Annotated in this window: 20 protein-coding genes; 19 read left to right on the top strand and 1 reads right to left on the bottom strand. The window is 60.4% G+C overall.

Annotated elements, in window-relative coordinates:
* Window position 1 precedes the first annotated feature (1 nt).
* From rplX to ACUIAF_RS08265, 15 genes are all read left to right on the top strand, one after another.
* Window positions 2-337, top strand: a complete 336-nt coding sequence (gene rplX, locus ACUIAF_RS08195) for a 50S ribosomal protein L24 (protein WP_015022348.1) — start codon at window positions 2-4, stop codon at window positions 335-337.
* Window positions 334-906, top strand: coding sequence for a 50S ribosomal protein L5 (gene rplE / locus ACUIAF_RS08200; protein ID WP_015022347.1), 573 nt, complete (start codon window positions 334-336; stop codon window positions 904-906). The genes rplX and rplE overlap by 4 nt, the downstream gene beginning before the upstream one ends.
* Window position 907: 1 nt before the next feature.
* The gene (locus tag ACUIAF_RS08205) at window positions 908-1,093 is read left to right on the top strand and encodes a type Z 30S ribosomal protein S14 (protein WP_015022346.1); all 186 of its coding nucleotides are present in this window, start codon (window positions 908-910) and stop codon (window positions 1,091-1,093) included.
* Between the two features lie 80 nt (window positions 1,094-1,173).
* Window positions 1,174-1,572: a 30S ribosomal protein S8 gene (gene rpsH, locus ACUIAF_RS08210; protein ID WP_024626787.1), complete on the top strand. Its 399-nt coding sequence runs from the start codon at window positions 1,174-1,176 to the stop codon at window positions 1,570-1,572.
* Window positions 1,573-1,588: 16 nt separating this feature from the next.
* Entirely contained in the window at window positions 1,589-2,128 is a 540-nt protein-coding gene (gene rplF / locus ACUIAF_RS08215) for a 50S ribosomal protein L6 (RefSeq protein WP_015022344.1), read from the top strand.
* Window position 2,129: 1 nt separating this feature from the next.
* The gene (gene rplR / locus ACUIAF_RS08220) at window positions 2,130-2,501 is read left to right on the top strand and encodes a 50S ribosomal protein L18 (RefSeq protein ID WP_015022343.1); all 372 of its coding nucleotides are present in this window, start codon (window positions 2,130-2,132) and stop codon (window positions 2,499-2,501) included.
* Window positions 2,498-3,259 carry a 30S ribosomal protein S5 gene (gene rpsE / locus ACUIAF_RS08225; RefSeq protein WP_015022342.1) on the top strand — a complete coding sequence of 254 codons (762 nt, stop codon included), beginning with the start codon at window positions 2,498-2,500 and terminating at the stop codon, window positions 3,257-3,259. Before rplR ends, rpsE begins: the two co-directional genes overlap by 4 nt.
* A complete protein-coding gene (gene rpmD, locus ACUIAF_RS08230; protein WP_015022341.1) occupies window positions 3,259-3,444 on the top strand; it encodes a 50S ribosomal protein L30 in 186 nt (61 codons plus the stop codon). The genes rpsE and rpmD overlap by 1 nt, the downstream gene beginning before the upstream one ends.
* Window positions 3,445-3,446: 2 nt before the next feature.
* Window positions 3,447-3,911, top strand: a complete 465-nt coding sequence (gene rplO / locus ACUIAF_RS08235; protein ID WP_198217147.1) for a 50S ribosomal protein L15 — start codon at window positions 3,447-3,449, stop codon at window positions 3,909-3,911.
* 186 nt (window positions 3,912-4,097) lie between these two features.
* Complete coding sequence (gene secY, locus ACUIAF_RS08240; protein ID WP_015022339.1) at window positions 4,098-5,426, top strand: preprotein translocase subunit SecY; 1,329 nt, start codon at window positions 4,098-4,100, stop codon at window positions 5,424-5,426.
* A gap of 248 nt (window positions 5,427-5,674) precedes the next feature.
* The gene (locus ACUIAF_RS08245) at window positions 5,675-6,247 is read left to right on the top strand and encodes an adenylate kinase (protein WP_015022338.1); all 573 of its coding nucleotides are present in this window, start codon (window positions 5,675-5,677) and stop codon (window positions 6,245-6,247) included.
* Between the two features lie 323 nt (window positions 6,248-6,570).
* On the top strand, window positions 6,571-8,376 hold the full coding sequence (locus ACUIAF_RS08250) for an ABC transporter ATP-binding protein (protein ID WP_445338539.1): 1,806 nt from the start codon (window positions 6,571-6,573) through the stop codon (window positions 8,374-8,376).
* The gene (locus ACUIAF_RS08255) at window positions 8,369-10,381 is read left to right on the top strand and encodes an ABC transporter ATP-binding protein (RefSeq protein WP_445338541.1); all 2,013 of its coding nucleotides are present in this window, start codon (window positions 8,369-8,371) and stop codon (window positions 10,379-10,381) included. The genes ACUIAF_RS08250 and ACUIAF_RS08255 overlap by 8 nt, the downstream gene beginning before the upstream one ends.
* Window positions 10,382-10,670: 289 nt before the next feature.
* Window positions 10,671-14,030, top strand: a complete 3,360-nt coding sequence (locus tag ACUIAF_RS08260; RefSeq protein WP_445338542.1) for a DUF5107 domain-containing protein — start codon at window positions 10,671-10,673, stop codon at window positions 14,028-14,030.
* On the top strand, window positions 14,027-16,705 hold the full coding sequence (locus ACUIAF_RS08265) for a hypothetical protein (RefSeq protein ID WP_445338544.1): 2,679 nt from the start codon (window positions 14,027-14,029) through the stop codon (window positions 16,703-16,705). Before ACUIAF_RS08260 ends, ACUIAF_RS08265 begins: the two co-directional genes overlap by 4 nt.
* A gap of 86 nt (window positions 16,706-16,791) precedes the next feature.
* Here the strand turns inward: ACUIAF_RS08265 and gdhA are convergent, their stop codons facing one another.
* Window positions 16,792-18,138: an NADP-specific glutamate dehydrogenase gene (gdhA, locus tag ACUIAF_RS08270; RefSeq protein ID WP_024626778.1), complete on the bottom strand. Its 1,347-nt coding sequence runs from the start codon at window positions 18,136-18,138 to the stop codon at window positions 16,792-16,794.
* Between the two features lie 383 nt (window positions 18,139-18,521).
* Here gdhA and ACUIAF_RS08275 point away from each other — a divergent pair, with 383 nt between their 5' ends.
* From ACUIAF_RS08275 to rpsM, 4 genes are all read left to right on the top strand, one after another.
* Window positions 18,522-18,983: an Hsp20/alpha crystallin family protein gene (locus ACUIAF_RS08275; protein ID WP_015022332.1), complete on the top strand. Its 462-nt coding sequence runs from the start codon at window positions 18,522-18,524 to the stop codon at window positions 18,981-18,983.
* Between the two features lie 184 nt (window positions 18,984-19,167).
* Window positions 19,168-19,386, top strand: a complete 219-nt coding sequence (gene infA / locus ACUIAF_RS08280) for a translation initiation factor IF-1 (protein WP_015022331.1) — start codon at window positions 19,168-19,170, stop codon at window positions 19,384-19,386.
* 26 nt (window positions 19,387-19,412) lie between these two features.
* Entirely contained in the window at window positions 19,413-19,526 is a 114-nt protein-coding gene (gene rpmJ, locus ACUIAF_RS08285) for a 50S ribosomal protein L36 (RefSeq protein WP_015022330.1), read from the top strand.
* Window positions 19,527-19,658: 132 nt separating this feature from the next.
* Window positions 19,659-20,036 carry a 30S ribosomal protein S13 gene (gene rpsM / locus ACUIAF_RS08290; protein WP_015022329.1) on the top strand — a complete coding sequence of 126 codons (378 nt, stop codon included), beginning with the start codon at window positions 19,659-19,661 and terminating at the stop codon, window positions 20,034-20,036.
* Window positions 20,037-20,070 lie beyond the last annotated feature (34 nt).

The raw sequence follows: 20,070 nt of genomic DNA on the forward strand, positions 1-20,070 counted from the left end.
AGTGGTAGCCAAGATCAAGACAGGCGACCAGGTCAAGGTCATCCGCGGCAAGGATCGCGGCAAGGAGGGCAAGGTTCTGCGGATTCTGCCCAATGACCGCCTGATCGTCGAGGGTATTCAGATCGTCAAGAAGCATGTCCGGGCCACCCAACAGGGTCAGGAGTCGGGCATCGTCCCGACCGAGGCGCCCATCCATCGCTCCAACGTGATGGTCATCGACCCGGAGACCAAGAAGCCGACTCGCATCGGCGTGAACATCAAGGAGGAGGCGCGTGACGGCAAGGTCAAGGTCGTGCGCACCCGCTTCGCCAAGAAGTCAGGCAAGGAGCTGTCATGAGCGATACCACCGTTGAAGCACCGGCAGTCCCTCGTTTGCTGCAGCAGTACCGTGACAGCATTGTGCCCGAGCTGGAGAAGGAGTTCAAGTTCTCCAACCCCATGCAGGTGCCCAGGATCGAGAAGGTCGTGGTCTCCATGGGCGTGGGTGCCGCGGCACGCGACTCCAAGCTGATCGAGGGCGCAGTCAAGGATCTGACGGCCATCACCGGCCAGAAGCCCAAGATCACCAAGGCCAAGAAGTCCGTGGCGCAGTTCCACCTGCGTGAGGGACAGGCCATCGGCGCCTTCGCCACCTTGCGCGGCGTGCGCATGTGGGAGTTCCTGGATCGTCTCCTGACCCTGGCCCTGCCCCGCATCCGCGACTTCCGCGGCATCAGCGACCGCCAGTTCGACGGCCAGGGCAACTACAACTTCGGTCTCACGGAGCAGTCCATGTTCCACGAGATCGATCCTGATCAGATCGATCACCAGCGTGGTATGGATATCACCGTGGTGACCTCCACCAAGAACGATCAGGAGGCCCGGGCACTGCTCAAGCAGCTGGGCTTCCCCTTCAAGGAGAACTGATATGGCAAAAACCGCTCTGAGAAACAAGGCGGCACGCAAGCCGAAGTTCAAGGTGCGTGGCTACACGCGCTGCCAGGTCTGCGGTCGTCCTCATTCCGTCTATCGCAAGTTCGGCCTGTGCCGCATCTGCCTTCGCGAGAAGGCCCATCGCGGCGAGCTGCCGGGTGTGACGAAGTCCAGTTGGTAAAGATCGACGCTGAAGGTCCGCGGCCGCGGCAGATTGCTGCCCGGCGGCGGAAACCACGGCGAGGAAGGGCATAAGCCCACATGACAATGACAGATCCCATCGCAGACATGCTGACACGTCTGCGTAATGCGAGTGCGGCCAAGCATGAAACAGTCGACATGCCGTACTCCAAGTTCAAGGCGAACATCGCGCAGATCCTCAAGCGCGAAGGCTTCATCGCCGATTACCGCGCCAAGGAGGCCCGCGTCGGGCAGGATCTGGAGATCACGCTCAAGTACGGTCCCGATGGACGTCAGTCCATTCAGGGAATCAAGCGCGTCTCCAAGCCCGGTCTGCGCCGGTACGCCAAGTCGGATTCCCTGCCCATGCCCCTGGGCGGGCTGGGAATCGCCATCATCTCGACCAGCTCGGGACTGATGACCCAGAAGGAATGCCTCGACAGGGGCATCGGCGGCGAAATCGTCGCCTACGTATGGTGAGAAAGGAGAGCTGAACATGGCATCGCATATTGGTAAGCTCCCCATCGCCGTTCCGGCAGGTGTGGAGGTGGCCTTCAAGGGCCAGGAATTCACCGCCAAGGGTCCCAAGGGCTCCGACGGATACACGCTGCCCGAGGGCATCACCGGCAAGGTCGAGGGCAATGAGATCATCATGACCCCCGCCGACGAGGACCGCACCACCAAGGCCAAGCACGGACTTAGCCGCTCCATCGTGGCTTCCATGGTCGAAGGCGTCTCCAAGGGCTACAGCAAGCACCTGCAGATCGTCGGCACCGGCTACCGCGTGGTCGCCAAGGGCAAGTCCCTGGAGTTCTCGCTGGGCTACTCGCACACCATCACCGTCGACCCCCCGGAGGGCATCACCTTCGAGACGCCGAACGCCAACGAAGTGGTCGTCTCCGGCATCGACAAGCAGGCTGTCGGCCAGGCTGCGGCCAACATCCGCGCCCTGCGTGCTCCCGAGCCTTACAAGGGCAAGGGCATCAAGTACGCCGACGAGCACATCCTGCGCAAGGCTGGAAAGGCTGGTAAGTGATATGACGGTCTCGATACTAGGCAAAGGCAAGAAGATCGCCCGTCTGCGCCGCCATGCCCGTCTGCGCAAGCACGTCTCCGGCACGGCAGAGCGTCCCCGTCTGGTGGTCACTCGAACCAACCGCAACATGATCGCCCAGATTGTCGACGACACCAGGGGTGTCACCCTGGTCAGCGAGTCGACCATGGCTTCGGACTACGGCTCCTTCAAGGGCACCAAGACCGAGGCCGCCCGCAAGGTGGGCGAGCAGATTGCGGCCAAGGCCAAGAAGGCCGGCATCACCACCGTGGTCTTCGACCGTGGTGGCAACAAGTACCACGGAAGGGTCGCAGCGGTTGCGGAAGGCGCCCGTGAGGGAGGTTTGGCACTGTGAGCGACAACGAAACGACAAAGGAAACAACCCAGGTGACTGAAGATTCCACAAATGCTCAGTCCAGCCAGGGTGGCAGAAGGGACCGGAACGACCGGAACGATGATCGCCGCGGCGGTCGTCGGGGCGGTTCCCGTGATGGTCGCAGGGATGGCCGTCGGGGCCGTCGCGATCACGATGACCGTGACGACATGCTCGACAGGGTCGTGACCATCAACCGCGTCTCCAAGGTCCACAAGGGAGGCCGAACCTTCAGCTTCGCGGCACTGGTGGTCGTGGGCGACGGCAAGGGCACCGTGGGTGTTGGCTACGGCAAGTCCCGCGAGGTCCCCGCAGCCATCTCCAAGGGTCAGCTGGATGCCAAGAAGCACATGTTCACCGTCCCCCGCATTCGCGGCACAGTCACCCACCCGGTGATCGGCCACGATGCGGCCGGCACTGTTCTCCTGCGGCCTGCAGCCCCCGGAACCGGCGTTATCGCCGGTGGTCCGGTTCGCGCCGTCCTGGAGTGCGCCGGCATCACCGACATCCTGAGCAAGTCCATGGGATCGGCCACGGCCGTCAACATGGTGCGGGCCACTGTAGCTGCCCTGAAGCAGCTGGAGGAGCCCGAGGAGATCGCGGCACGCCGTGGTCTGCCCCTGGAGGAGGTCGCCCCCGACTCCCTCCTGCGCGCACGTGCCGCCGGTATCGCCGACGAGCGCAAGGAGCGCGAAGAAGCCAAGGCCAAGGCTGACGAGCAGTCGAAGGCAGGTGAGTGATGACCAAGCAGATCAAGATCACCCTGGTCAAGGGCGTGGCTCATGCCACCGACCGCCAGAAGGAGAACGTCAGGTCTCTGGGCCTTCACAAGATCGGCCAGTCTGTCCTGCGTGAGGACACCCCCGTCTACCGGGGGATGGCCGACAAGGTCCGCCACCTGGTGAACGTAGAGGAGGCAGACTGATTATGGCCAGCGAGAAGCAAGAGCCCACGATCCTGCAGATGCATGACCTGCGTCCGGCTCCGGGCGCCAAGCGCGACCGCATCCGTGTGGGTCGCGGCGAGGGATCCAAGGGCAAGACCTCCGGTCGGGGCACCAAGGGCACCAAGGCCCGCTACCAGGTCCGTCCGGGCTTTGAAGGCGGCCAGCTGCCCCTGTACATGCGGCTGCCCAAGCTGCGCGGGTTCAGGAGCCCGTTCAAGAAGGAGTACCAGGTGGTCAACCTGGGTGCTCTGGAAGGACTCTTCCCCAAGGGCGGTGAGGTTACCGTCGAGGATCTGGTCAACAAGGGAGCGGTCCGCAAGGGCCACCCTGTCAAGGTCCTGGGTGATGGTGACGTCAAGGAAGCTTTCACCCTCAAGGGCGTCAAGGCCTCGGCCTCGGCCAGAAGCAAGATTGAAGCCGCAGGCGGGTCCGTCTCCGAGGACTGATACTCAATAGGGGGACAGACCGCAAGGTAGACGATTCCGGCCCTCCCCGCTCCAAGCGGGCGGGGGCCGGAACTCGTTTCCGGCCTGGATGCCGTCGGGTTTGACGGAGCCATCGGCTAAGCTGGTCGGAGCAAGAAGGTGCGATGCACCGGGACCAACGCGTGGGCGCGTAGGGAGGGAACTTAGGTGAGGACGTTAATCCAGGCCTTCAGGACCAAGGAGTTGAGGAAGAAAATCTTCTTCGTTCTTGGCATCATCATCATCTATCGCATCGGGTCGTTCATACCTACCCCAGGCGTGGATTATCCCGCCGTGCAGAAGTGCATAACCACGGCCGGCAATGAGGACTTCATCGGCCTGGTGAACCTGTTTTCGGGCGGGGCTCTGCTGCAGCTGTCCATCTTCGCACTGGGCATCATGCCCTACATCACTGCATCAATCGTGGTGCAGTTGCTGCGCGTGGTCATTCCTCGTTTCGAGGCTCTGCACAAGGAAGGCCAGTCAGGCGAGGCCAAACTGACCGAGTACACCAGGTATCTGACCATCGGCCTGGCGGTGCTGCAGTCCACGACCATTCTGGTTACGGCCAACAAGGGTGCGCTCTTCGGCGGTGCCTGTCAACAGCAGGTCATCCCTGACAGTTCCTGGTGGAATATGGGGGTCATGGTTCTGATTATGACCGGCGGCACTGGTCTGATCATGTGGATGGCCGAGCTGATTACCGACAAGGGGATTGGTAACGGCATGTCCGTCCTGATCTTCATCTCCATCTGCTCCGGCTTCCTGCCACAGCTCTGGAACATCGGTTGGGGAACCAACGGCAAGGACGGCGACTGGGTCAAGTTTGGCATTGTCGTGACTGTCCTGCTGGTTATTCTGATTCTGGTCGACTACGTGGAACTGGCTCAGCGTCGTATTCCCGTCCAGTACACCCGCAGGATGATTGGCCGCAAGATGTACGGCGGCTCTTCCACCTACCTGCCGCTCAAGATCAACATGTCAGGCGTGATTCCTCCCATCTTCGCCTCGTCTATTCTGGCCATTCCCACCCTTATCGCTCAGTTCGGCAATTCCGATCAGAACTGGGTGAAGTGGATTGATGCCAACATGGCCAACACGACCTCGGTCTGGTACATCGTGCTCTACTCGGTCATGATTGTCTTCTTCTGCTTCTTCTACACTTCCATCACCTTCAATCCCGATGAGACGGCCGACAACATGAAGGAGTATGGCGGCTTCATCCCGGGTATCAGGGCCGGACGGGCCACCAGCCGGTACCTGTCATACGTGATGAATCGACTGAACACGGTGGGTGCCATCTACCTGCTCTTTGTGGCTCTTATTCCTACGGTGCTGATCATGTTGCTGAAGATCAACTCCAAGCTGCCCTTCGGCGGCACCACCATTCTGATCATCGCCGGCGTCGGCCTGGACACCCTGCGCCAGGCCAGGGCTCAGACCGAGCAGTTCCAGTACACCGGCTTCCTGCTGGAGGGTGAACACAAGGAGGGCTGACCTTTCGGTCAGAAACCTGCAAGCGGTGTCAAACCATAACAGATGAAGGTCCGACCCCGGCCCTTGGTGGCATGGGGCCGGACCCTGTCATATTCGGAAGAGCGTTTGCATGGGTTTGGTGGGTGGAACCTGTATTGGGTCAGGCAGCCGCTAGCATACGTAAATGAGGGTTCTGCACGGCCAAGACAGTTACGGCCGTCCGTGGCCGGAGAGCTAAGAACAATGGAATATCGAACAAAGGATAGGGAATGGTACAGCGACTGTTGATCATGGGACCTCAAGGTGTTGGCAAGGGCACTCAGGCGGCTTTGCTCAGCAGGCATTACGGGATTCCTGCCATCTCCACCGGCGACATTTTCCGCTACAACCTGAAGAACGGAACCGAGTTGGGCAGGCAGGCCAAGGCTTACACCGACAAGGGTGAACTGGTTCCAGACGAGCTGACCAACAAGATCGTCAAGGACCGCCTTGGCATGGACGACGCCGCCCAGGGCTGGATTCTGGACGGCTACCCCCGTTCGGCCTCCCAGGTCGAGGCGCTGGACAAGATGCTCCAGGAGCTTGGCACTCCGCTGACGGCAGTGGTGGCCCTGGATGCCGACCATGACGTGCTCATGCAGCGCATCGCCAAGCGGGCCAGGGAGGAGGGGCGGGCCGACGATACCCCCGAGGCCATCGCAAAGCGTTTGGATATCTACGCCAAGGAGACTGCCCCCCTGCTGGACACCTATAAGTCCCGTGGCCTTCTGGTCGCAGTGGATGGCCAGGGCGAGGTCGACCAGATCTCCAAAGAGATCATCACCAAGTTGGACGAACGCTGATTCATAGCCTGTCAGGCGAGAGGCCTTCGCCGATTCAATCAACCGTAAGTATGCCTTGTTCAGAACCCGCAGGCAAGACTCGCTGGTAAGACTGACTGAAGCATGGAAGCTGCATGACCCCAAGGGATTCCAAGGGGCGTGACAGCTTCTTTTTGTGGAGGGCGGAAATCACCGCGCGTCCGCCCAACCCTGGCGCACAGGATGATAGCCTAGGTTAATTCAGCCCCTCTTACGAGGGTATTGCATGTCGGTGATTGGCCGTGAAAGATAGAGAAACCAGTACAGAAACAGAAGAGGTCCATTTGAAGGGGTCTACGGCATCCGTGGTCAGATCGGATAAACAGGAACCAGCGCGCCCGAAGCACACCATCCGTACCATTCTGCGCTCACTGCGCGAATACCGGAAGGCCAGCTTTCTGGCTCCGGCCTACGTCTTTCTTGAGAGTGTTCTTGAGATTGTGATCCCGACCATCATGGCCTCCCTGATCGACCAGGGGGTCTCGGGGAGATCCATGCCGTCCATCTTCAAGTTCGGTTTGATACTGTTGGCCTGCTCGGCCGTCTCCCTGTTCTCCGGGTTCATGTCCGGGCGGTATGCGGCCATCGCCTCTTCCGGCTTGGCCAGGAATGTCCGCAGCGATCTGTTCGCCAAGGTGCAATCCTTCAGCTTCACCAACATCGACCGCTTCTCCACAGGATCCATCATCACCAGGCTGACCACCGATGTGACCAATCTGCAGAACGCCTATCAGATGGTCATCAGGGTCGGGGTCAGGGCGCCGATCATGGTCATCGTGGCCTGGCTTTTTTCTTACAAGATCTCCAGGCCCATATCTCTGGTCTTCCTGATCGCCATTCCCATCCTGGGCTTCGGGCTGATCGGCCTGTCCCTGCTGGTTCACCCCATCTTCGAGCGGGTCTTCCACACCTACGACCACCTCAACAACGTGGTGGACGAGAACCTTCAGGGCATCAGAGTGGTCAAGTCATACAACCGTGAGGATTACGAGGAGCGCAAATTCAACGGTATTTCTTTGGCCATCTACCGGGCCTTCTGCAAGGCCGAGCGGATCATGAGTCTGAACCCGGCACTCTTGAACTTCTGCATCTATGCCTCTCTGTTGGTCATATCCTGGATGGGAGCCTCCCAGATCGTGGCCTCCGGGAACAATGCTGCCCTGGGGTTGACCACGGGCGATCTGACTGCACTGGTCACCTATGCCATCCAGATCATGATGGCCATGAACATGGTCTCCATGATCGTGGTCATGGTCGTCATCTCCCAGGCTTCGGCGGAGCGCATATGCCAGGTGTTGGACGAGGTCAGCACCGTGCATGATCCCGCCGAGCCGGTCACGAAAGTGGCCGACGGATCCATCAGCTTCCAGGATGTGACCTTCCGCTACTCGGACCGGTCCGAACGTCCTGTTCTGAGCCACATCAATCTGGACGTTCCCTCGGGCTCCACACTGGGCATCGTGGGCGGCACCGGTTCCTCCAAATCCAGCCTGGTCCAGCTCATTCCCCGCCTCTATGACGTGACCGAGGGGTCCCTCCAGGTGGGTGGGGTGGACGTGCGCCATTACGACCTGACGGTCCTGCGCGACCAGGTGGCCATGGTGCTCCAGAAGAATGTCCTCTTCACCGGGACCATCGCCGAGAACCTACGCTGGGGCAATCCTGATGCTTCGGACGAAGAGCTGGTGCGCGCCTGCACCCTGGCCCAGGCTGACGGTTTCGTGCGGGAGTTTCCCGATGGCTATCAGACCTACCTGGACGAGGGTGGCACCAACCTCTCTGGTGGCCAGCGACAGCGTCTGTGCATCGCACGGGCCCTTCTGAAGAAGCCCGACATCCTGATCCTGGATGACTCAACCAGCGCCGTGGACACCAAGACCGATCAGCTGATCCGTCACGCCTTCAGCCAGGAGATTCCCGACACCACCAAGATCATCATCTCCCAGCGCCTGGCCTCTGTGGAGGACGCTGACATGATCGTGGTCCTTGAGGAGGGCAAAATCCTGGACAAGGGCACCCACCAGGAGCTCCTGCGAACATGTCAGGAGTACCGCTCCATCTACGAATCACAGACCAGGAACCAGAGCGAGGGGGACAAGGACCATGAGTGACGGATCATTCAAGAATCGCAAGCCCCGCTTGGACAAGGCCGCGCCGGGAACGACCCGTCGCATTCTGAGCTACCTGTTGTCCTACCGCTGGCAGCTGGCGGTGATCGTGGTATGCATCATCATCAGCGCCGGGGCCCAGGCGGCATCGGCCTTCTTCCTCCAGCCGCTGATCGACCACTACATCCTGCCGCTGGTGGGGGCCGCCGACCCTGATTGGGGACCGCTGATGAGGACCCTGATCCTGATGGGCTGCCTCTATGCGGTGGGAACCTTCTGCTCCTGGTTCTGGAATTGGCTGATCGTCAAGGTGGAACAGGGAACCTTGAAGACCATCCGCGACCAGATGTTCGCCCACCAGCAGGAGTTGCCCATTGGTTTCTTCGACACCCATGAGCACGGCGACACCATGAGCCGCTACACCAACGACACGGATACCCTTCGTCAGGCCATCTCCCAGTCCTTCCCGCAGATGGTCTCCTCGGTCCTGTCCGCCCTGGCAGCCCTGATCTCCATGCTCTGGCTCTCCATTCCCTTCACCGTCCTGACCCTGGTCTTCGCGGCGGTCCTGATTGTGGTGGTCCGGGTTCTGGTCACCCGAAGCGGCCGTTACTTCGTTCACCAGCAGCGCTATCTGGGCCAGGTGAACGCCTTCGTTGAAGAGGCCGTCAACGGGCAGAAGGTCATCAAGGTCTTCAACCACGAGGATGCCACCGCCAGGGTGTTCGAGGCCCGGAATGAGGAGCTCTTCCAGGCCTCGGCCAAGGCCAACACCTACGGCAACGTCACCATGCCGGTCGTAGGCAACATGGGCTACCTGCTCTATGTCATCCTGGCCATCGTCGGCGGGCTGGCCGGCATTGCGGGCATGGGCAACGTAGGACTGACCGGGGCAGGGCCGCTGACCCTGGGAACCATCGTCTCCCTCCTGACCCTTTCCCGCTCCTTCATCAACCCAATCGGGCAGGTCTCCATGCAATTCAACATGGTCATGATGGCCCTGGCAGGTGCATCCCGGATCTTCGACCTGATGGACCAGCCCGTCGAGTCCGACCAGGGTACGGTCAGATTGGTCAGCGTCGAACTGGCCTCGGACGGCCGGACCATGACCCCTGTCGACCACGAAACCGGGCACTGGGCCTGGAAGCGCGAGGCCGATGACGACGGCAGGCGCTCGCTGGAGGCCGCCATGAAGCTTCCAGGCGACGCCCGGGACGTGGCCCTGAAGGCTAAGGATCAGGCAATCACCTCTCCCGACGGGCGATACACCCTCCTCCAGGGGGATGTGCGATTCACCGACGTCAGCTTCGGGTATGACCCGAGCAAGCCCGTCCTGCACGACATCACCTGGTTCGCCAAGCCCGCGCAGAAGGTGGCGCTGGTCGGTGCCACTGGTGCCGGCAAGACCACGATCACCAACCTGATCAACCGCTTCTACGACATCCAGCAGGGCCAGATCCTCTATGACGGGATCGACGTGAGGAACATCCGCAAGCCTGACCTCCGCCGCTCCCTGGGCATCGTCCTTCAGGACGTCAACCTCTTCACAGGCACCGTCCTGGACAACATCCGCTACGGGCGCCTGGATGCCACTGACGAGGAGTGCATCGAAGCAGCGAAGATGACCAACGCCGACAGCTTTATCCGCATGCTTCCCCAGGGCTACCAGACCGTTCTTGAGGGGGATGGAAGCGGACTGTCCCAGGGTCAGCGTCAGCTGATCTCCATTGCCAGGGCGGCGGTGGCGGATCCTCCGGCCATGATCCTGGATGAAGCCACTTCCTCAATCGACACCAGGACCGAGGAGGTGGTCCAGCAGGGCATGGACGCACTGATGCGCGGCCGGACGGTCTTCGTCATCGCCCACCGGCTCTCTACGGTTCGCAACTCCGATGTGATTATGGTCCTGGACCACGGGAGGATCATCGAGCGCGGCAATCACGATGAGCTGATAGCCAGGCATGGCGAGTACTACCAGCTCTACACCGGAGCCCTGGAACTGGAGTAGGGCTCTCCGGGATTGTCGAAGGTCGAAGGAAGATGCTGAAAGGTATGATCCGGGATTAAGTGAACGTCAGCCTAGGAGGTCGGCCCTTGATGGGCCGACCTCCTTTCATGTGTATGCATCCGCCTATTTCGGCATTCGCCCCGAGCCAGAGGTCACTGGTCAGTTATATCAATTTAGTAGCAATTTTTTAATACTTTCAAACAATTTATGCGGTTCCAAGGGCCGATTCCAATTCTAGACTGAGAGCAAATATATACAGTTTTGCTGAGCAGACAAGGGGCTGATGACCATGGGCGTCACAGTGAAGGTCACAGAGCTTGCGATTCCCACCTACGGGATTGGAAAACCGGACAAGAATCCGCAATTTATTGAAAACCGAGTCTACCAGGGCTCTTCGGGACGGGTCTATCCCTACCCGGTCATCGAGACCATCTCGGACGAATGCAAGGATCAGGACTACAAGGCGGTCATCCTGGAGAATGAATACCTCGAGGTGACCGTCCTGCCCGAACTGGGCGGACGCATCCAGTATGCCCGGGACAAGACCAACGACTATGACTTCGTCTACCGCAACCGGGTCATCAAACCTGCCCTGGTAGGCCTGACCGGTCCCTGGATCTCGGGGGGCATCGAGTTCAACTGGCCGCAGCATCACCGGCCCAGCACCTTCCTTCCGGTGGACTGTACGCTGAAGGACCTGCCGGACGGTGGCAAGGCGGTGGTCTGCCACGATACCGACCGCATTTACGGCACCCAGGTCACCACCACCATCGCCCTGCATCCCGGGGTCAGCGTCATCGAAATCTCCGCCCGGCTCTACAACGGCACGCCCCTGCCTCAATCCTTCCTCTGGTGGGCCAATCCGGCAGTGGCGGTCAACGAACATACCAGGACCGTCATGCCACCCGATGTCACTGCGGTCATGGACCACGGCAAGCGCGACGTCTCCCGCTATCCCATCGCCACAGGTACCTACTACAAACACGACTACTCCCAGGGAGTGGATATCAGCCGCTACAAGAACGTGCCGGTGCCGACCTCATATATGGCGGCTCATTCGGACTATGACTTCGTCGGCGGCTACGATTTCTCCCGGCAGGCGGGCATTCTGCATGTGGCTGACCATCACATCTCCCCGGGCAAGAAGCAGTGGACCTGGGGCTGCGGGGACTTCGGCCACGCCTGGGACCGCAATCTGACCGATGCCGACGGCCCCTACGTGGAGCTGATGACCGGGGTCTTCACCGACAACCAGCCTGACTTCACCTGGCTCAAGCCCTACGAGGGCAAGACCTTCACCCAGTACTTCATGCCCTACAAGCAGGTGGGGCTGGTCAAGAATGCCAGTGTGGATGCGGCCCTCAACCTGGAAGTTGGCCCCGAGCAGACCTTCGGGGCTGCCGGCGAGCGTGAGGGGATCGAGGCTCAGGGGCTGAAGGCTGGGCAAGGGCGAATCACCGTCTACGCCACACGGCTTCAAAAGGAAGCGCGGATCCGGGTCTGTGCCGATGACGGGGCCATCCTTTACCAGTGGCAGGGCACCCTTGGCCCAGACAATCAGGTCAGGGCCGAATTCGAGACCGCTGATCGTCCGGCCACTGCACTGACAGCCCGAGTGGAGGACGCGCAAGGGCGGCTCCTGGTCAGCTATCGTCCGCAGCCACCCGCCGGAGGCAAGATTCCCGAGCCGGCACAGGCTGCCGATCGGCCTGAGCGTATAGGCACCAACGAGGAACTGTTGCTGACCGGTCTGCACCTGGAGCAGTACCGCCATGCCACCTACCGGCCTGATCCTTACTACCTGGAGGGGCTCAAGCGTGACCCGGGCGATGCGCGCATCAACAACGCCTACGGCCGACTTCTGCTTCGACGCGGCGACTTCGCCGGAGCCGAGCAGCACTTCCGCAGAGCCATCAAGCGGTTGACCTGGCGCAACAGCCAACCCTATGATTCCGAGGCTCATTACAATCTGGGTCTCGCCTTGAGCTATCAAGGACGAATGGATCAGGCCTATGACGCCTTCTACAAGGCCACCTGGGACGATGCCCAAAAGGAACGGGGCTTCTTCTGCCTGGCCTGCATCGCGGCCTGTCGCGGCCAGCTGGAACAGGCATTGGACTTTGTCCAGCGCGCTTTGACCCGCAACACCGACAACATCCGGGCTCGCGGACTCAAGGCCTATCTGCTGCGCCGGCTGGGCAGGCAGGATCAGGCGGACCAAGTGGTCAGCGAGAACCTGGTTCTGGATCGGTTCGACTTCGTATCCGGCTACGAGCGGGTCTTGGCAGGCGGTGATCCGGACGAGCTGTCCGGACTGATGCGTGGGGATTACCTCAATCTGCTGCGGACTGCCCGTGACTACGCTGCCTTCGGCGCCTATGAGGAGGCGCTGCAACTACTGGGCCAAGCCGATCAGCACCAGCCCATGATCCGGTATTATCAAGGCTGGTATCTGTACCTGCTGGGTCGAGAAGATCAGGCCCTTCAGGCCTTCCAGGCAGCCGAGGCTGCGCCTTCGGACTACTGCTTCCCCAATTCCCTGGATGATATAGCCCCCCTGCGCATGGCCATGACTCTGGTCGATGGTCCCAAGGCAGCCTATTATCTGGGCTGCCTCTACTACGACAAGTCTCTGACGGACCGGGCCATCGAGCTTTGGGAGCATTCCAGGCGATTGGATCCCGACTTCGCCACTGTTCACCGCAACCTGGCCATCGCCTACGGCAACAAGCGACACGATTGGCAAGCCGCCGATCAGGAGATCGAGACCGCCTGCCGGTTGGATCCCGAAGATGCCAGGGTCTTTCTGGAGCGGGATCAGCTTCATCGGCTGATGGGCTGGAGCTTTGCCCGTCGACTGACTGAATTTGAGAAGCATCCAGAGGTTGTGTCATGCAGGGACGATCTCTATATCGAATACCTGAGCCTGCTGAACCAGACCGGCAGCTACGAACAGGCCTATCGGCTGATGAGCAGCCGACGCTTCCACCCTTGGGAGGGCGGCGAGGGCAAGATCACCGCCCAATACCGAATCTCCCTGAAGCTGATGGCCAAGGATGCCATGGCGGCCCAGGACTGGGGCCGTGCCGCAGATCTGCTGGAGCGAGCCATGAGCTATCCGGAGAACCTGGGCGAAGGCAAGCTGGAAGGTCAGAAGGACAATGATCTTCACTACTACCTTGGGCTGGTCAGACGAGCGGCAGGTGACAAGGAGTCTGCGGATCAGGAGTTCCGTCTGGCCTGCCTGGGCTCCGGGCAGGTGGGAGAGTCGCTCTACTACAACGACCAACCCGCCGAGATGGTCCTCTTCCAGGGACTGGCCCATCAGGCCCTTGGCGAGCAGGGTCCGGCCAATGCCTGCTTCTACCGGCTGCTGGACTTCGGCGAGCAGCATTTGGATGACCATGCGGAAAAAGATTACTTCGCAGTCTCCCGGCCTGACTTCCTGACCTTCGATGCGGACTATACCCGCATGAACCGGGTTCACTGCCTCTACCTGATGGCTCTGGCACGCATCGGCACAGGGCAGATCGCCCAGGCTCGGGAGTGCCTGAAACAGGTGTTGGAACTGGATGCCGGCCATATTCAGGCCGGGTTGTTCACTGACGAGTTGGACCACAGAACACTTCTTACCGGGAGGAAAGCATGATTGAGGTTGCATTGACTGGAGCCTGGCGGGTTCAGTCCCCGTCCGAGCTGCAGGGAACCGTCCTGTTGCCAGGTACGCTGGACACCAACGGACTAGGACATGATGATCAGGAGCTGTCCGCTACCTATGGCAGCGGCAAGCCCGGCCCAATCGGCTCTCGGCTGACCAGGCGGCATACCTTTGAAGGAACGGTCAGGCTATCCCGACGGATTAGATGGTCTCCGCAGCCTGGGCAGAGGGTCTTCCTCGAGGTGGAGCGCGCTCGCCGCCTGGAGGTCAGGGTCGGTGAACGTCTGGCTGAACCCTACCGTCCTCAGACCTTGAACACCCCGCATGTCTTCGAGCTGACTGGACTACTGACGGGCGATGACCTGTTGCAGGTGGATTCCGACAACGCCTACCAAGGCATGCCCCACGACGCAATCCTGGATTCCTCGACCGCCACTGATCACACCCAGACCAACTGGAACGGGCTTCTGGGAAACATCGGCCTGCGTGTGGAGGAGGACACCTTCCTGGATGGCATTCGTGCCTACCCCCATGGCGATGTGCTGATCGTAAAGGCTGACGTGGATTCGCGCCAAGGATTCCATGGTCGCTTGAGGGTTTCTTCAGACGCGCTGGTCCAACCTCTGGAGGTCGCTGCAGATCTGGAACCTGGGCGGCGAACACTGACCTGGCCAGATCTGCCGCTTGATGCCCATGCGGATCGCTGGGACGAATACCAGGGCTGTCTGCACGAAATAACAGTTGAACTCCTGACACCGGACGGATCCAGGGTGCTCTCTCGGGTCAGCACGGATTTCGGCATCCGCGACTTCGCAGCCGATGAGCAGGGGAGACTGACTCTGAACGGCAGGGCCTTCTTCCTGCGTGGCGAGGCCAATTGCGCTGAGTTTCCGCAGACCGGTTTCCCGCCCATGGACGTGGGCTCCTGGATTCGCATTCTGGAGGCCTACCGGTCATACGGAGTGAATGTGGTCCGTTTCCATTCGCACTGCCCGCCCGAGGCGGCCTTCATCGCAGCAGACCGGATGGGGATGATGATGCAGCCCGAGCTCTCCCACTGGGACTGCCATCATGCCTTCCAGGAGGATGTCAGTTATCGCTACTATCGCACCGAACTTGAGCAGACACTGCTCTTCCTGGCCAACCATCCCTCCTTCGTCATGCTTACCCTGGGCAACGAGCTGTGGGCGGATGCGACCGGCCACGAGCGCATGGCTCAGCTGATTGAGGATGCACGAGGCATTGACGACACCCGGCTCTATGCCAACTCCTCCAACCCGCACTATGGTCAGCTTGGCAGCGACGACTGCAACGAGATTTATACCTCCGAGTTCTACAAGGGCCACGACCTGCGCTGCTGCTTCGCCGACATGCGTGGGTCCACCAACGCAGTTCATCCGGGCACTGCCCACAATTTCGAGGATTCCATGCAGGCAGTGCGCAAAGAGTGCAAGGTGCCGGTCTACGGCTTCGAGGTCGGCCAGTATGAGGTGCTGCCGGACTTCCGAGAGATCGAGGAGTTCACCGGGATCACCCGTCCTGACAATTACGCAATGATCCGTGACAGGGTCCGTGAATCTGGCCTGGATCAGAGCACCTGGCTGGACTGGGTGGCCGCCACAGGAGAACTGTCGCGGATCTGCTACCGGGAGGAGGTGGAGTCCGTCCTGCGGACACCCTCCATGTCGGGGCTTTCGTTGCTGGGTCTTCAGGATTTTCCCGGACAGGGCACGGCTCTGGTGGGCATGATGGATGCCCATCTGCACCCCAAGCGTTTTCCTTTCGCCCGCCCTGAACGCTTCCGGTCCTTCTTCACGGACCAGTTGCCGTTGGCTGTCATGGGCCGCTATGCCTATACCAGCCGGGAGAAGCTCTCAGGGGCGGTCAAGGTGGCCAACTACGGCCGGCGCGCGCTGCAGGGTGATCTACGGCTGCGGTTGCAGGGCCAGGGGGTTGATCTGGAGCATGTCTTCCCCAAGGTCACCTGCCCGGTGGGCAAGCTGACTGATCTGGGAGCCTTCGAACTGTCCCTGAATGGCATTCGAGGCAGCCAACGCTGCCGTCTGAGTCTGGAGATTGACGGCGTGACCAACGTCTATCCGATCTGGGTCTACCAGGACAGCCAGCCTGGCCGACCGGACGGCTTGTACGAGACCAGGAGGTTCGACCAGCAGGCACGTCGGGTCCTTGATCAGGGGGGCACGGTATATCTGAGTCCCGACTCCACGGCCCAGTCCCTGCCCAGATCCGTTCAGGCCCACTTCTCCACGGACTTCTGGTCAGTAGGGACGTTCAAGGACCAGAGCGGTACCATGGGGCAGTTCATCCAGGCTGATCACCCTATTTTCGCTGATTTCCCGACAGAATCGCACACTGACTGGCAGTGGTGGCCCATGGCCACCCAGCGGGCCATCATCCTGCCTGAGCGCTACCAGTCCATCATCACCGAGATGGACAGCTACGCCTACCTGCGACCCATGACACAGCTGCTGGAATGCCGCTGCGGGAAAGGCCGGCTTCTGCTCTCCTCCATGGGCTTGCAGAATCTGACCGAATATCCGGAGGCTCGGGCCCTTCAGGCCAGCATCTACCGGTATCTGGGCTCCGAGGATTTCAACCCGGGCCAGAGGATTGAGCCCGAGGTCATCGGACAGCTGGTCGCCTGAGTCCTGTTGTCTGCTGAAGCGCAATAAGGGGTCCGACCTGCAGAGGATGCAGGTCGGACCCCTTATTTATCTATCTAGAGCCTATTTCAGAGGATGCCCTGGGCCACCATGGCATCGGCCACCTTGGTGAATCCGGCCACGTTGGCGCCCAGCATCAGGTCGCCCTCATGCCCGTATTCCTTGGAGGCCTGGTAGGACTTCTGGAAGATCCCGGTCATAATGTCCTTGAGTCGCTGGTCCACCTCGTCGAAGGTCCACTGCAGGCGCAGCGAGTTCTGGCTCATCTCCAGACCGGAGACCGCCACGCCGCCGGCATTGGCGGCTTTGGCGGGCCCGTAGAGCACCTTGTTGTCCTGGTAGACCTGGATGGCCTCGGGGGTGGAGGGCATGTTGGCGCCCTCGCAGACCACGGTGCATCCGTTGGCGACCAGGGTCTTTGCGGATTCCTCATCGATTTCGTTCTGCGTTGCGCAGGGCAGGGCGATGTCGCAGGGCACAGTCCAGACGCCCTTGCAGCCCTCGTGGTACTCAGCGGAATCCACACGGTCCGCATACTCGCGAATTCTGCCGCGGTGACCCAGCTTGATGTCCTTGACGACGTCCAGGTCAATTCCGTTGGGATCGTAGACGTATCCGTTGGAGTCGGATGCCGTTACCACCTTGGCACCCAGCTGTTGGGCCTTTTCGGTGGCGAAGATGGCCACATTGCCTGAACCGGAGATGACGACGGTCTTGCCCTGGAAGGAGTCCTTGCGCAGCGTCTGCAGGGCCTCCTGGGTGTAGTAGCACAGTCCGTAGCCTGTGGCCTCGGTCCTGGCCAGGGAGCCGCCGAAGGTCAGGTCCTTGCCTGTCAGCACGCCCGAGTACTCGTCGCGAATTCTCTTGTACTGGCCGAACAGGTAGCCGATTTCGCGCGATCCAACATTGATGTCGCCGGCAGGCACGTCGGTGAACTGTCCGATGTGGCGCTGCAACTCAGTCATGAAGGCCTGGCAGAAGCGCATGACCTCGGCATCCGAACGGCCCTTGGGGTCGAAGTCGGATCCTCCCTTGGCACCCCCCATGGGCAGTCCGGTCAGCGAATTCTTCAGGATCTGCTCGAAGCCCAGGAACTTGATGACCGACTCGGTCACGGTCGGGTGGAAGCGCAGGCCGCCCTTGTAGGGGCCGATGGCTGAATTGAATTGGATCCTGTAGCCGCGGTTGACCTGAACATGGCCTTGGTCGTCGGTCCAGGCCACTCGGAACTTGACTGCACGCTCGGGCTCGACCAGGCGCTCCAGCACGCCGTTGGCCTCATACTCGGGATGCCGCTCCACCACGGGCTCCAGGCTGGAGAAAACCTCGCGAACAGCCTGCAGAAATTCCGGCTGGTCGCCGTCGCGCTTCTCAACCTGCTGGTAGACGCGCTTGATGTATTCGTTGGTGAGCATCTGAGCTCCTTTGACTAGGAATGGCCGGTCCGTCCGGTCCACATGGGATTGGGTCCGCCCTCAAGAGCCTACGGGGGCTGGCGGAATCTTATCCTATGGTAAATGCCTCAAAGTCGCGTCACAAGAATTTTGGCCCGTAATGTCTGACATGTGGTCATTCAAGGCCCGAAGAGTGAGAGGACAAGGACGAAAAAACAGGACTATTTACCAAAGTTGAGTCACCCAGACTCAACTTTTATTCCTTGGGTGAACATCGGGCATGGAAACCGGGGTCCTCGGTTTGGACAAAGTGAAGGGCAGGGAGCCCGGGAGGACAGGTCAGGATGTCCACCTGGGGTTTCGGTCCGCAGAAACTATGACTTAGAGAATCAGGAGATGTGATTATGGCTATGTTTCCCGCATTGATGAACAATTCGATCTTCGGCGACTTCTTCGATGATCCCTTCTTCAACAACTGGCGTGACGGGCGTCGGCAGGGCCAGGGCCCCAAGAACGCGCTGAACAGCCCCTTGATGAATACGGATGTGCGTGAGAAGGACGGGCAGTACCAGCTCTCCATCGACATGCCCGGCTTCGACAAGCAGGACATCGGCCTGCGTCTGGAGGACGGCTACCTGATTGTCTCTGCCCAGAAGAACAGTGACCAGGGCGACAAGGACGATCAGGGACGGTGGATTCGGCGTGAGCGCTACACCGGATCCTGCTCCCGCAGCTTCTATGTGGGCGACAAGGTCCGCCAGGAGGACATACATGCCCACTATGCCAACGGCACCCTGGAGGTGACCCTGCCCAAGACCAGCATCGAACCGGCTGACAATACGCAGAACATCGCCATCGAGGACTGAGGGATTCGGATTCTAACCGGACCGCCTGAACGACTGCTATACTGATTGAGCGACAGCCGTTCAGACGGCCCTTTTGTCGTGTCAACACGCTATTGCCCAATTTTGGGTCCATCAATGCTATACTTGCCATTTGGCGTGTCTTTCGACGCGCTGTGTAACCGGCCGAGGATCGGATAGAAGGCTTATGGCAAAAGATGGTGTGATCGAGGTGGAAGGGCGTGTGGTCGAGGCCCTCCCGAATGCGATGTTCCGCGTCGAGCTCGAGAACAAGCACCTGGTGCTGGCCACCATTTCCGGCAAGATGCGCAAGAACTACATCCGCATTCTGCCCCAGGATCGGGTGGTGCTCGAAATGAGTCCCTATGATCTGAACCGCGGACGGATTACGTACCGGTACAAGTAACTAAGGTACACAAGCAAAGGAAAACCATGAAGGTCAGCCCTAGTGTGAAGAGAATCTGCGAGAACTGCCGCGTGATTCGTCGTCACGGCCGCGTCATGGTGATCTGCAAAAACCCACGCCACAAGCAGCGCCAGGGCTGAGCGGATTCCCAGCGGCAACGAACACCAAAGGCGCTGAGTCACAGCCGATAGGCTGAACCCCGGGTGCGCAGGCCCGGGCCGGGAGACCGGAAGACTCGGTGCACGACCTGCGTAGAGCAAAAAGGAATCGCAATGGCACGTCTTGCCGGAGTCGACATCCCCAACGAGAAGCGCATAGAGATAGCCCTCACCTACATCTTCGGTGTGGGGCGTACTCGCGCCAAGGAAACACTTGCCGCGACCGGAGTGAATCCGGACACCCGCGTCAAGGATCTTACGGACGAGCAGCTCATTACGCTGCGTGATTACCTCGAGGGAAACTACAAGATCGAGGGTGATCTGCGTCGTGAGATCGACGCTGATATTCGCCGTAAGATCCAAATCAATTGCTATCAGGGCCAGCGCCACCGCCGGGGCCTGCCCGTGCGCGGCCAGCGGACCAAGACCAACGCCCGCACCCGCAAGGGACCAAAGCGCACCGTCGCCGGAAAGAAGAAGGCGACCAAGTAAGGCCGAATGCGAAGCGGGGATGAGGGTCCCCGAT

The organism is Bifidobacterium sp. ESL0822 (assembly GCF_052606675.1).